General features: G+C 69.2%; 10 protein-coding genes and 1 tRNA gene. 2 read left to right on the top strand and 9 right to left on the bottom strand.

Annotated elements, in window-relative coordinates; translation table 11 throughout:
* Positions 1–10: 10 nt before the first annotated feature.
* Positions 11–856, top strand: a complete 846-nt coding sequence (locus tag CLV49_RS00105) for a CPBP family intramembrane glutamic endopeptidase (RefSeq protein ID WP_341810368.1) — start codon at positions 11–13, stop codon at positions 854–856.
* Positions 857–1,031: 175 nt separating this feature from the next.
* Here CLV49_RS00105 and CLV49_RS00110 read toward each other — a convergent pair whose 3' ends face one another.
* The 4 genes from CLV49_RS00110 to CLV49_RS00125 all read right to left on the bottom strand — a co-directional run bounded on the left by CLV49_RS00110 (position 1,032) and on the right by CLV49_RS00125 (position 4,975).
* Entirely contained in the window at positions 1,032–2,318 is a 1,287-nt protein-coding gene (locus tag CLV49_RS00110; RefSeq protein ID WP_106561707.1) for an APC family permease, read from the bottom strand.
* A gap of 49 nt (positions 2,319–2,367) precedes the next feature.
* Positions 2,368–3,345, bottom strand: a complete 978-nt coding sequence (locus CLV49_RS00115) for a ribose-phosphate diphosphokinase (protein WP_106561708.1) — start codon at positions 3,343–3,345, stop codon at positions 2,368–2,370.
* A gap of 63 nt (positions 3,346–3,408) precedes the next feature.
* On the bottom strand, positions 3,409–4,902 hold the full coding sequence (glmU, locus tag CLV49_RS00120; protein ID WP_106561709.1) for a bifunctional UDP-N-acetylglucosamine diphosphorylase/glucosamine-1-phosphate N-acetyltransferase GlmU: 1,494 nt from the start codon (positions 4,900–4,902) through the stop codon (positions 3,409–3,411).
* Between the two features lies 1 nt (position 4,903).
* Positions 4,904–4,975 (bottom strand) — tRNA-Gln (locus tag CLV49_RS00125).
* A gap of 100 nt (positions 4,976–5,075) precedes the next feature.
* Here CLV49_RS00125 and CLV49_RS00130 point away from each other — a divergent pair.
* Positions 5,076–5,591: a MarR family winged helix-turn-helix transcriptional regulator gene (locus tag CLV49_RS00130; RefSeq protein WP_106561710.1), complete on the top strand. Its 516-nt coding sequence runs from the start codon at positions 5,076–5,078 to the stop codon at positions 5,589–5,591.
* Between the two features lie 18 nt (positions 5,592–5,609).
* Here CLV49_RS00130 and CLV49_RS00135 read toward each other — a convergent pair whose 3' ends face one another.
* The 5 genes from CLV49_RS00135 to CLV49_RS00155 all read right to left on the bottom strand — a co-directional run bounded on the left by CLV49_RS00135 (position 5,610) and on the right by CLV49_RS00155 (position 13,330).
* Positions 5,610–8,354 (bottom strand): sialate O-acetylesterase, encoded by a 2,745-nt coding sequence (locus CLV49_RS00135; protein WP_158261866.1) that lies wholly within the window; start codon positions 8,352–8,354, stop codon positions 5,610–5,612.
* Positions 8,355–8,615: 261 nt separating this feature from the next.
* Positions 8,616–9,275 (bottom strand): methionine ABC transporter permease, encoded by a 660-nt coding sequence (locus CLV49_RS00140; protein ID WP_106561712.1) that lies wholly within the window; start codon positions 9,273–9,275, stop codon positions 8,616–8,618.
* The gene (locus tag CLV49_RS00145) at positions 9,275–10,303 is read right to left on the bottom strand and encodes a methionine ABC transporter ATP-binding protein (RefSeq protein ID WP_208019755.1); all 1,029 of its coding nucleotides are present in this window, start codon (positions 10,301–10,303) and stop codon (positions 9,275–9,277) included. Before CLV49_RS00145 ends, CLV49_RS00140 begins: the two co-directional genes overlap by 1 nt.
* A 123-nt stretch (positions 10,304–10,426) precedes the next feature.
* Complete coding sequence (locus tag CLV49_RS00150) at positions 10,427–11,338, bottom strand: MetQ/NlpA family ABC transporter substrate-binding protein (RefSeq protein WP_106561714.1); 912 nt, start codon at positions 11,336–11,338, stop codon at positions 10,427–10,429.
* Between the two features lie 180 nt (positions 11,339–11,518).
* A complete protein-coding gene (locus CLV49_RS00155) occupies positions 11,519–13,330 on the bottom strand; it encodes an ABC-F family ATP-binding cassette domain-containing protein (protein WP_106561715.1) in 1,812 nt (603 codons plus the stop codon).
* Between the last annotated feature and the right edge of the window lie 145 nt (positions 13,331–13,475).

Raw genomic sequence — 13,475 nt, forward strand, 5'->3', positions numbered from 1 at the left:
GGGCGAGAACATGACGGATACGACCCTCTCCGGATCTGCGGCCACGAACGCCGGGAACGGGACGATGAGCGACAGGCTCATCCGTCTCGTTCCCGGCGTTCTGCTGTCCCTCTCGGGGTTCCTGCTCTTCGGCGTGCACTGGCGACCGTGGGCGTACCTCGTGCTGCTCGCGGCCGTCGGCGTCGCGTTCCTCGTCGACCGGTCGCTCGGACGGGACCTCTCGCTCATCGCGTTCGGCGTCTTCGTCGTGAGCCTCGTGGAGGTGAGCACGAACATCGAGTGGGGCCACATGCTCGTGATGGGGGCAGCCCTCATCGTGGCCGTGCTCGGGCCGTACCTCGCGTCGCGCTTCTGGTTCCGCGACCACGCGGTGCGATTCCCCGTGCTGACCGGGAAGCGCTGGACGAAGCGGGAGTACGGCTACCTCGTCGGGATCGTCGTGCTCGGCTACCTCATCCTGCCCGTCTACATGGTGTCGACGGGCGTCTACCAGAACTGGCCGGCCGCGACCGACGCCGGCTCGATCTTCCGCCTGTTCCTCGGCACGAACGCCCTCGGGATCTGGGACGAGCTCTTCTTCATCTGCACGTGCTTCGCACTGCTCCGGCGCCACTACGGCATGTGGACGGCGAACATCCTCCAGGCGGTGATCTTCACGTCGTTCCTGTGGGAGCTGGGCTTCCACGCGTGGGGTCCCCTGCTCATCTTCCCGTTCGCCCTCATCCAGGGCCTCACGTTCACGCTCACGAAGTCACTGAGCTTCGTCGTCGCGGTGCACCTGCTCTTCGACTTCGTGCTGTTCCTCGTTCTCGTGCACGCCCACACGCGCGAGTGGTTCCCGATCTTCCTCTACTGACCCCCACCCTCCACGCCCCACCCCCAAAGGGCTACTCCCGAGCGAGGGCGCCAGTTGCACCTGCCGCCCTCGACACGGATCTGCAGCCCTCGGCCCGCGATCACTCGGCCCGCGATCACTCGGCGCGCGATCACTCGGCGCGCGATCACTCAGCGCGCGATCACTCAGCGCGCGATCACTCAGCGCGCACGGAACGGCGGCCTCGGCGACCGATGACAAGGGCGCGGCCGCCGATCCCGAGAGCGACGACCGCGAGGCCGCACGCGACCGGGAGTGGCGGAAGAGTGACGACGAGGACGACGCACCCGGCCAGGCCGACGAACGCCGACACCGCGAGGCCGCGGACCGACCGCGACCGTCGCACCAATCGCAGCGCGGAGAGGTTCGCGACGGCGTAGTACAGGAGAACCCCGACGGACGACAACGCGACAGCAGCCGTGACGTCGGCGACGAGCACGAGCAGTATGGCCGACGCTCCGACGACCGCCTCGGCACGTGCCGGAACGCGTGACCGCGACTCGACGTGCGCGAGCCAGCCGGGCAGGTCGCGCTCGCGAGCCATCGCGAGGGCCGTCCGCCCGATCCCGGCAAGGAGGCCGAGGAGCGCGCCGAGCGCCGCAAGGGCTGCCCCCACCCGGACGACCGGACCGAGGGCGTCCCACCCGGCGGCGTGCACGACGTCGACGAGGGGCTCCGTGCTCGTCGCGAGGCGGTCGACACCCAGCACGAGCACGCACACGAACGCGATCGCGGCGTACACGCCGAGTGCCGTGGCGAAGGCGATCGTCACGGCGCGCGGGATCGTGCGCCGTGGATCGCGCACCTCCTCGCCCAGCGTGGCGATCCGGGCATAGCCGGCGAACGCGAAGAAGAGAAGACCCGCCGCCTGCAGGACACCGTACGCAGACGACCCCTCGAGCCGGACGGCCGGTCCCCCACCGCTCGCGGAGGCCGCGACTCCCGCCGCCACCACCACGGCGAGCACGACCAGGACGAGGACGACGATGACCCGCGTGAGCGCTGCCGTCTTGCTGATCCCGAGCACGTTGACGACGACGAGCGCGACGACGACCACCACAGCGACGGGACGCTCCCACCCGTCCGGTGCGATGTATGCGGCGACCACGAGTGCCATCGCGGCGCAACTCGCGGTCTTGCCGAGAACGAAGCTCCACCCCGCCACGAAGCCCCACCACGGGCCCAGCTCGGCCCGGCCATACGCGTAGGCTCCACCCGACGTCGGGTGGACCGCCGCGAGTTGCGCCGTGGAGCGCGCGTTGCACCAGGCGATCACGGCCACGACGCCGAGCGCGGCGAAGAGACCGGATCCGGCCGCGTCCGCCGCCGGGGCGAACACGACGAACACCCCCGCGCCGATCATCGATCCGAGACCGATGAGCACGGCGTCGCCGAGACCGAGCCGGCGGTCGAGAGGTGTTGACGTCACCGGACGATTCTGCATCACCCGGGTGAACGATCGGTGCCGCGGTCGCGGCGTAAGGAGCCTCGGGTCAGGCGGCGCCGTCGAACATCGACGTCACCGAACCGTCGTCGAAGACCTCGTGGATCGCGCGCGCGATGAGCGGTGCGATCGGCAGGACCTGGAGGGTCGGGAAGCGCTTCTCCTCCGGGATCGGGAGGGTGTCGGTGACGACGACCGAGTCGATCGCGGCGGACTGCAGGAGCTCGGTCGCGGGGTCGCTGAACACGGCGTGGGTCGCTGCGACCACGACGCCGATCGCGCCGGCGGCCTTGAGAGCCTCTGCGGCCTTCACGATCGTGCGGCCGGTGTCGATGAGGTCGTCGACGAGCAGGCAGACCCGGCCCTCGACCTCTCCGACGATCTCGTGCACGGAGACCTGGTTGGGAACGAGCGGGTCGCGCCGCTTGTGGATGATCGCGAGCGGAGCGCCGAGCTTGTCGCTCCAGATGTCGGCCACGCGCACGCGCCCCATGTCGGGCGAGACGACGGTGAGGGTCTCGGGGTCGAGCTTCTCGCGGAAGTGCTCGAGGAGGACGGGCATGGCGAAGAGGTGGTCGACGGGACCGTCGAAGAAGCCCTGGATCTGGGCGGCGTGCAGGTCGACCGACATGATGCGGTCGGCGCCTGCGGCCTTGAAGAGGTCGGCGACGAGCCGTGCAGAGATGGGTTCGCGGCCGCGGCCCTTCTTGTCCTGCCGCGCGTACGGGTAGTACGGGGCGACGACGGTGATGCGTTTGGCCGACGCCCGCTTGAGCGCGTCGACCATGATGAGCTGCTCCATGAGCCACTCGTTGATCGGCGCGCAGTGCGACTGGATGACGAACGCGTCGCTCCCGCGCACGCTCTCGTCGTAGCGCGCGTAAATCTCTCCGTTCGCGAAGGTCCTGGCGTCCGTGTGGACGAGCTCCGAATCGAGCTCCTCGGCGATCGACTCGGCGAGAGCGGGGTGCGCCCGTCCCGATACGAGCACGAGGCGCTTCTCTCCGCTGATCTTGATGCCGGACACTGGCCCTGCTTCCTGCCGTCTCCGGCTGTTGCGCTCTACTGCTCTGCTTCGTTCAGCGGCCCGTCATCGACCCGATTCGGGACTCTCGTCGGGGGCGGACGACTCGGCCGCTTCCGCGGCCGCGCTGCCGGGACGGTTGGAGACCGTCCAGCCTTCGAGGTTCCGTTGGGGCGCCACATTGATGGCGAGGGCGCCGGAGGGCACGTCCTTCCGGACGACCGTTCCCGCACCCGTGTACGCTCCGTCACCGATTCTAACGGGCGCCACGAACACGTTGTGCGACCCCGTGCGGACCTCGTCGCCCACGACCGTCGAGTGCTTGTTCACACCGTCGTAGTTGGCGAAGATCGTGCCGGCCCCGATGTTCGCGCCCTCCCCGACCGTGGCGTCTCCGACGTACGAGAGGTGCGGCACCTTGCTGCGCGGGCCGATCTCGGCGTTCTTCGTCTCGACGAAGGTTCCGATCTTGCCAGCCGCGCCGAGGATCGTGCCGGGGCGGAGGTAGGCGAACGGGCCGACAGTCGCGCCGGCGCCGATGACCGCGAGGGTTCCGTCGGTGCGGCGCACCTCCGCGTCCTCGCCGATCTCGCAGTCCACGAGCGTCGTGTCCGGCCCGATCGTGGCTCCCGTCTCCACGACGGTGGCTCCGAGCAGCTGCGTTCCGGGCTTGATCGTCACGTCCGGTGCCAGGGTGACACGAAGGTCGATCCACGTGGTCGCCGGGTCGACGACCGTGACGCCGGCCAGCTGCCACTTGCGGATGATGAGGGCGTTGAGCCGAGCGGCCTGGCGTGAGAGCTGCGCGCGGTCGTTGACGCCCTCGACCACCCACGGCTGCGAGACGGGCACAGCGTGGACCTCATGGCCTGCGGTGCGCAGCAGGCCGACGACGTCGGTCACGTACTTCTCGCCCTGGGCGTTCTCCGTCGTGAGGGACGCGAGCTGCTCGCGCAGCCGGACGGCGGAGAACACGTAGACCCCCGCGTTGATCTCCGTGATCGCGAGCTCCGCCTCTCCCGCGTCCTTCTGCTCGACGATCGCGGACACCGAGCCGTCGTCCCCGCGCACCACACGGCCGTATCCCGTGGCGTCGTCGAGGATGGCCGAGAGGATGGTGGCCGCCGCCGCCCCGGCCCGATGGCGGGCGAGGAGCTGACCGAGCGTGTCGGAGTCGAGGAGGGGAACGTCACCGTTCACCACGAGGACGTCTCCGGCGAAGTCCGCGGGGAGCGCCGACACGGCCTGCTCGACCGCGCGCCCCGTTCCGGGGATCTCGTCCTGGTCGACGACCGTCGACCCCGGGAGCTCGTCCAGGACGATCTGCGCGACCCGGTCGCGCTCGTGGCGCACCACGGTCACGACGTGATCGGCCGAGAGCGCACGCGCCGTCGCGAGGACATGGCCGAGGATCGGCACACCGGCGATGGTGTGCAGGAGCTTCGGCGTCGCGGACTTCATGCGTGTGCCCTGGCCCGCTGCGAGGACGATCACAGCGAGGGATCGCACCCCGTCCGTCGTCGTCGGCGTCGCGGACTGCTGCTGTGTCTCATCGGTCATGCTCCGCCTCCAGGATTCGAACCTGAACCTCACAGCTCCAAAGGCTGTCGTGCTGCCGTTACACCAAGGCGGATCGCGCGCGGCCTGGGCCGGCGCGCTCCGTTCCAGTCTGCCAGATGCCGACGGCTCGAACCGGTGACGGGCGCCCACCGGGCGACCGCGATAATGGTCGGATGGCGGAACAGAGCGACGAGGTGGACCGGATCGTCGAGGCCTGGGAGCGCGAACGCCCCGACCTCAACTTCTCGCCGCTTCAAGTGCTCTCCCGCGTCTCCCGCCTCACCCGTCACCTCGAGCGGGCGCGACGGCAGGCCTTCGCCCGGTCGAAGCTCGAGTCGTGGGAGTTCGACGTGCTCGCCGCCCTCCGTCGTGCGGGCAGCCCGTACATGCTGAGCCCGAAGCAACTCCTGCAGCAGACCCTCGTCTCGAGCGGCACCATGACCAATCGCATCGATCGCCTCGTGTCTGCCGGACTCGTGGAGCGGAGGATGGATCCCCGAGACGGCCGCGGGATCCTCGTGGAGATGACGCCGAGTGGGCTCACTCGCGTCGATGCGGCGATCACGAGACTCGTGGACGCCGAGGCCGAGCTGCTCGCGAGCCTGTCCCCGTCGGATCGAGCCAGGCTCGCCGGCCTGCTCAGGAAACTCAGCATCGGCTTCGACGGGGAGTCCGCCGAGGTCGACTGAGGACCGGACGACGGCAGCTCAGCGGACGGGCTGACGGGCGAACGCGATGAGCCCCATTCCCGCCGCATTCGTGATCCACGCGGTGTCGGGGATGCCGGCGCTCGCCGACGTGACGGCGCCTCGGTGACCGAGATAGCTGATCGTCGCCGTCGTCGGCACACTCCTGCTCAGCGTCAGCGTGACCGTACCGGCGCCGCAGGTGACACGCGTGACGGATGCCGTGGCTCCCTCGATGCGGAAGTCGGCCGCCGCTGCCGCATCGCAGGTGAGCGCCTGGGACGCGTCCTGGACGGTGATGACGACGCCGGTGCGGTTCGCGTTCGCCCACGAGAAGGCCGCGGGCTTCGGCGGAGAGACCGGACCGGCCGGTCTCGACCCGAGGAGATCACGTCCCATCGGCAACGCGAACCAGTCGGCGAGCCGGCGGTAGCCGCGGTCGTACCCGTAGTGGCACCCGTCATGGTTCTCCAGCCCGTTGGTCGACACGATGGTCACGTCCGACCGTGCGTCCAACTGCCGCTGGATCTCCTGCACCGCTGAGATGTCATTGCCGGCACTGCAGCTGCGCACCTGCGCCATGTACGTCTGCGTCAAGCCGGGGAAGTCCGTCTTCCAGTCGGCCAAGAGCGCCTGCATGTTGCTGCGGTGGGCCGCCGGGGCGGCGACGTCCGACTCCCCCTGATACCAGACCATCGATGTGACGCCTCGGCCCAGCCCCGCCGCTTGGATGCGCCGGAGCAGCCGACCGTAGTTCGTCCCCGCGTCGAGGGGGTTGCCGTCGTTGCGCTGGAAGAAGCTCGACGGTTTACCGCCTTCCCCTCCCATGATCACCGCGACGGGCACACCGGACTGAGCGATCATCGCGGCACCGAGTCTGAGCCCGAGCCGTCCGACCAGGCCCGGAAGACGTGGATCACGCGCATCCCCGATCGCCCGGTACCAGGTTCGGTCGGTGACGGAGACGGCCGGCGTCGACGTGGGCCCTCCGAACGTCCTGATCCACGGAGACGTGTCGGCCGCGCTGCTGAAGCCGGGCGCGTACGACCACAGCGATGAGACCGAATTGGACTGCCCCTCGACGACGTAGACGTCGCCCGCGACGACATCGCTCGCCGAGCGGATGAGAGTCGGCGCCCCGGAAGCCCTGACCGCCCAGAGCTCCACGTCGTAGCTCGCGAGCTCCGCTGTGATGACGGTCGAGAGGGTGAACGAGGTGGCCGACGTGGTCTTCGTGGAGACCGTGACGCCGTTCCGCTTCGTGACGAGCCCCACACCGGTGACGCTCGAATCCGTGATCGAGCCTTTCACCGGGACGGTCACGGTGCCGGTGTCGCTGTTGCGTGGGTACAACTGGTGATCGATCGGCCCAGAGGAGACGGTGACCCCGGCGGGTCGCACGTACACCTTGAGGGTCAGGTCGCTGAACTGGGCGCGATTGCGCGCGAATGTCCAGTCGGGGTCGCCGGTCGCCCGGTTCCCGACACCGACGTCGAGCGGAGTCGCCGCGGGGTAGGACCATCCGTTGACGGCGAGGACCGTCTGCCGGCTCGTGAGGTTGTGCACCTGGAACGACCCGTATCCGGACGGGTTGCCGAGGGCCGGGGTATCGGAGAAGTCCCAGAGGGCGCTGCTCGCACCCGCCGGCGCATTGGCCGCAGCCGTCTTGTTGTACTGGTTCGGCCACATCTCGAGCGAGCCGGTGGCGCCGTCCGCTGGGGTGGTCGCCGGAACGCCGTTGATCGTCGAGCTGCGCACCGTCAGGTTGTCGACCGTCGGCCGTGTCCGCGCCGCCTCGGTCTCGGGCACCCGGAGAGCAGCGAGATTCTGCGTCCACGTGTCCATCGATGCGTAGGTCCATTGTGGTGTGCGTGCGTTCCGCCCTTCGAGGCAGTAGGCCACGCGGGAGATCGGCGTCGTGAGCTCCGCCCGTCGATCCACGACGTAGTCGACGCCGTCGAGCCACGGTTCGGCCGTCGTGGGGACCTCGGCTTCATAGAGCAGCTGATAGTCGGCGAGTTCGCCGACTCCGCTCTCGCAATCGACGGCCGCCAGTTCGGCGTACTTGACGTAGGCCGTGAGGGTGGCCGAACGCAGGGAGCCGCCCGTCTGCGAGAAGGTCCAGTCCGGATTCCCTGTCGGCTGGTTCCCGATGCCGATGTCGAGAGGACGGTCCGTGCGGTTCCAGGCGTTCACGGCCATGACCGTCTGCTTCGCCGCCGTGTTGTGGATCTGGAAGGAGCCGTAGCCCGCGGCCGTCGTCGGGGTGTCGGAGTAGTCGTATGCATTGGTCCCGCTCCCGTTCGGCGATGCACCGGAGTAGGTGTACGGCCAGAACTCGATCGCTCCGCCCGCCGCGTTCGTCACCGACGCAACCCCGTCGCCCTGCACGGTGAGGTTCGAGACAGGCCGTGCAAGCACCCGTGCGCGCGTGGGGATCTCATAGTCTGCCGTGGTCGAGCTGAACGCGTCGAACGACGCATAGGCGCGCTTCGCGACGCCGGTGGCTGTGACGGTCTCGAGGCAGTACGCGACCCGCTCGAACGTGCGCCGGTCGTCCACGACCCGTTCGGCGTACGGAACGGGCTTGTTCGTGTTCCAGGTCGCTGCCCGCGGCAGCTCGACACGGTAGAGGGTCTCGAAGCCCGACGACAGCTCGGCGACGTCCGCGCATCGGTTCGGCACCGCGGCGGCGGCCTCATCGTTCCCCGAGACGGCTACGACGCCGGAGGTCGCGATGACCCCGACGAGGGCTGCGATCGACACGAGGCGTCGTGTCCTCTTCCTCTTCGTCGTTGTCTTCGTCGTCGCGGCGCCCCGAACGGCCCCCTCGTGCATCCCCATCCGAACGTCTCCCGCGCATCGCAGACCGTTCCGACGGCGCTCTCCCCGACGGTGTCGGCGCGGAACGGGATCACGCTATCGGCGCACCCGCGAGGGGGACATGACACCGGCTCAGTTTCGCCCTGTGCCGTACTCCCCCGCGTTCGGGCGGGGCATCCCGAGCGGGACGACGGCGGGCGGCTGTCAGCGTCGGAGGATCTTGCGAGCCAGCGCGTTGCCGAGGAACTGGACGAGCTGCACGAGCACGATCACGATCGCGAGGGCCGTCCAGGTGACGACGGGTTCGAACTGACGGAAGCCGTATTGGATGGCGAACGCTCCGAGCCCTCCCCCGTTGATGACGCCGGCGACGGCCGACATGTCGACGATCGCGACGAAGACGAACGTGTAACCGAGGATGAGCGGGCCGAGCGCCTCCGGCAGCACGATCGTGAAGATGGTGCGGATCGGGCCGGCGCCCGCGGCCCTCGCCGCCTCGATGACGCCCGGAGACACCGTGAGGAGGTTCTGCTCCACGATGCGACTGATGCCGAAGGTCGACGCGAGGGAGATGGTGAAGATCGCCGCCTCCGTCCCGATCCCCGTTCCGATCACGGTGCGGGCGAGCGGTTGGAACGCCGTCAGGAAGATGATGAACGGGATCGGCCGGAAGATGTTCACGATCACGTTGAGGATGCCGAACACCACGCGGTTGGCGAAGAGGTTGCCGGCGCGCGTGACGTACAGCGCGAGGCCCACGATGAGGCCGCCGATCCCACCGAAGAGCAGGCTCGCGAAGACGAGCCACAGCGTCTCGACGGTGGCCTGCAGGAACTGGGGTCCGAGGTCTGAGAGCACGTCCATCACACGACCTCCACGATCTCGACGCGGTCGCGCAATCGCGCGATGACCGCGTCGATCCGTTCGTCCGCCCCGGTGAGCTCGAGAGTGAGGTTCCCGAACGCGCGCCCCTGGATCTCGTTGACCCCGCCGTAGACGAGCTCGAAGCCGATGCCCTCCCGGCCGAACTCGAGGAACACGTCGGACTGGCTCGCGCCGCCGTCGCGGAACGTGACGGTGACGAAACGCCCCGAGTGGCGGGCACGCAAGGCGGCGAGCTCGACCTCGGACGGCACGCCCTTCACGACGGTGGACACGAACCGCTGCGAGGCGGGCAGCTGGGGGTTCGAGAAGACGTCGAAGACGTCGCCGGACTCGATCACGCGGCCGTGCTCCATGACGGCGACCTTCGTCGCGAGCGACTGGACCACGTCCATCTCGTGGGTGATGACGACGATCGTCACCCCGAGGTCGCGGTTCACGGTGCGGAGGAGCTCGAGGACCTCCTGCGTCGTCTCCGGGTCGAGCGCGCTCGTCGCCTCGTCGGCGAGGAGGATGCGCGGAGAGGTCGCGAGCGCGCGGGCGATGCCCACGCGCTGCTTCTGCCCCCCGGAGAGCTGATCGGGGTAGTTGCGTGCCTTGTCCGCGAGCCCCACGAAGTCGAGGAGTTCGGTGACACGTGCCCGGATCTCCGCCTTGGGACGGCCGGCCACCTGCAGCGGGTACGCGATGTTGCCGCGCACGGTGCGCGAGGAGAAGAGGTTAAACTGCTGGAAGATCATGCCGATTCCGAGCCTCAGCTTCCGCAAGTCGCGCTCGGGGAGGGTCGTGATGTCGGTGCCGTCCACAACGATGCTGCCGGAGGTCGCGGGTTCGAGCGCGTTGATGAGCCGCACGAGGGTGCTCTTGCCCGCGCCCGAGTAGCCGATGATGCCGTAGACGTCGCCCTCCTCTATGTCGAGGTCGACGCCGTCGATCGCGCGGACCGGTTCACCGCCTCTCGTGGACGGGGGGTACACCTTCGTCACGTCGCGGATCTGTACGAGCGGCACGTCTGCTCCTCCTTGTGGTGCGGGTCCTTCGTGTGGTGCGGGTCCTGCACGGTGATGCGGGTCGAACATGCGAGTGCGGCGACCGGGTCGCGGTCGCCGCACTCGACGGGATGGTGCGTGGGATCAGCCCTGCTCGGCGATGCCCGTCTGAACGGTCTCGAGCGAGGAGACGAGGTCCTCTGCGGGGATCTTCACCATGACCGCGGTGCCGCCCGAGTTGTCGACGACGCCGTCGGTGACGGCCTTCGTGTCCTGGTAGATCTCGACGAGCTTCGCGTACGTCTCGTTGTCGGCGTCGGCCGAGCGGGCCGCGAAGACGTTGACGTAGGGCAGCGCGTTCGGGTCGTTCGGGTCGTCCTGCGCGATGACGTCGTCAGCCGACAGACCGGCCTTCGTGGCGAAGTCGTTGTTGATGATCGCGGCGGCGACGTCGGGCAGCGACGTCGCCGTGAGGTCGGCCGCGAGCGGCGTCACCGTCACACGCGAGTCGTCGGCGATGATGTCGTCAGGGGTGGAGAAGCTGTCCCCGCCGCCTTCGAGCTCGATGAGCCCGGCGGACTGCAGGACGAGGAGCGCACGCGCCTGGTTGCTCTCGTCGTTCGGGATGGCGATCTCGGCGCCGTCGGGGATGTCCTCGACCGAGTCGTACTGGGTCGAGTAGAGCGGGAGCGGGTAGATGGCCGTCGAGCCGATCGGCTGGAGGTCCTCTCCGGCCTCCTCGTTGTACTGCGCGAGGTAGACGATGTGCTGGAACTGGTTGAGGTCGAGCTCCCCGGCCGTCAGCGCCGGGTTCGGCTGCGTGTACTCGGCGAAGTCGACGAGCTCGACCGTGATGCCCTCGTCGGCCGCGGCGTCGACGTAGTCGTCCCAGTACGGGTCGCTCGCGCCGACGACGCCGATCTTGACGGGGTTCGCCTCGGTTCCCTTGTCCTCGGCTGCAGGGGCGTCGCCCGCTCCTGCACCGCATCCCGCGAGCAGGCCGACGAGAGCGATTCCCGAGATCGCGGCGGCGATCCTCTTCCGTGTGATGGGCATGTGGTTCCTCCTGGTGCGATGGTGCAGTGACGCTGTGGTGCAGCGGTGCTGTGGTGCTGTGGTGCGGGCGACACGGCTGTGACGTGCGCCTCATCCAGGGTAGGCAGGCGTAGCGGGCACGCCGGACGTCGGCGTAACACGACGGAACATGCGCGAGACCGATGGCCACGGGACGAGATGTCAGCCCAGCTGTTCCTGCAGCTCGAGCCAGCGGAGCTCGAGGGTGTCGACCTCGTCGGCGATCGCCTGGAGGCGGCTCTGGAGGGAGCCGAGGTTCTCGTAGTCGCTCTGGTCGGACTCGGCGAGCTGGAGGTGCAGGGCCTCCTTCTCCTTCTCGAGCTTCACGATGCGACGCTCCGTCGCGGACAACTCCTTCTCGGCCGTACGGCGCTCCGCGCCGCTGAGACCCGAGGCCGTGGGCGCCGAGGCGGCCGATGCGTTCGAAGCCGCGAACGACGACTCGTGAAGCGACCCGGAGCGGGCGTCCTCCTCGAGCGCGCGGAGCCGCACGTACTCGTCGACGCCGTTCGGGAGGTGGCGCAGCTTCCCGCCGATGACGGCGTACTGCTGATCCGTCACGCGCTCCACGAGGTACCGGTCGTGAGAGACGACGAGGAGCGTGCCGGGCCACTCGTCCAGGAGATCCTCGATCGCCGCGAGCATGTCGGTGTCCATGTCGTTCGTCGGCTCGTCGAGGATGAGCACGTTCGGCTCGGACAGCAGCACGAGGAGGAGCTGGAGGCGACGGCGCTGACCGCCTGAGAGCTCACCGATCGCGGTCGAGAGCTGCGCACTCGAGAAGCCGAGCCGTTCGAGCAGCTGACCGGGAGAGAGCTCCTTGTCGCCGACCTGATAGGCGGTGCGCAGCCGGCCGACGACGTCGCGGACCCGCTCGTGCCCGAGGCCTTCGAGCTCCTGGAGGCGCTGGGACAGCGTCGCGACGTTGACGGTCTTGCCGCGCTTGACCTTCCCGCTCGTCGGTTCGAGGGTGCCGGCGACGAGGGAGAGGAGCGTCGACTTGCCCGCGCCGTTCGCCCCCAGGATTCCTGTGCGCTCCCCCGGCGCGATGCGCCAGGTGATGCCGTCGAGCACCTGGCGACCGTCGAAGACGACGCCGATGTCCTCGAGGTCGACGACGTCCTTGCCGAGGCGCGCCGTGGCGAGACGCGACAAGGCCACGCTGTTGCGGGGAGGCGGTTCATCCGCGATGAGCTCGGTGGCCGCGTCGATGCGGAACTTGGGCTTCGACGTGCGTGCGGGGGCACCGCGGCGCAGCCACGCGAGTTCCTTGCGCATGAGGTTCTGGCGGCGGGCCTCGGAGGCTGCCGCCATACGATCCCGCTCGACGCGCTGCAGGATGTACGCGGCGTAGCCGCCCTCGAAGGACTCGACGATCCCGTCGTGGACCTCCCACGTCGTGGTGCACACGGCGTCGAGGAACCACCGGTCGTGGGTCACGACCACGAGGCCACCGGACGACGACCCCCAGCGGGCCGCGAGGTGCTGGGCGAGCCACGCGATGCCCTCGACGTCGAGGTGGTTGGTGGGCTCGTCGAGCATGACGACGTCCCAGTCGCCCACGAGGAGCGCGGCGAGCGCCACCCGGCGCTGCTGCCCGCCCGAGAGGGTCGAGAGCGTCGTGTCCCACGCGATGTCGGACACGAGACCGGCGATGACGTCGCGGATCCGGGCATCCCCTGCCCACTCGTGGTCCGCACGGTCCCCGACGATCGCCGCCGACACCGTCAGCGACGGATCGAGGACGTCGCCCTGGTCGAGCATCCCGATCGTGACCCCGCGACGCGATGTGACGCGCCCGTCGTCGGGTTCGAGCCGTCCGGCCAGGAGGGAGAGGAGGGTCGACTTGCCGTCGCCGTTGCGCCCGACGACGCCGATCCTGTCGCCTTCAGAGACGCCGACGGTGACGCCGTCGAAGACGACGCGGGTCGGGTACTCGAGGCGGAGCCGTTCAGCCCCGAGAAGATGTGCCACCCGTCGAGACTACCCGCGCACTCACGACGCGGGCACCGCCGGTGGGCGGCGGCGCCCCGCCGAGCGTGCAGACTCTCCCCGAGGGGACATGTGAGAATCGATCATCGCGTCGGCGGATCAGCCGTCGCGGGCTTCGACCCGACGA

It is taken from the genome of Labedella gwakjiensis, assembly GCF_003014675.1.
In the GTDB taxonomy this organism is placed as follows: domain Bacteria; phylum Actinomycetota; class Actinomycetes; order Actinomycetales; family Microbacteriaceae; genus Labedella; species Labedella gwakjiensis.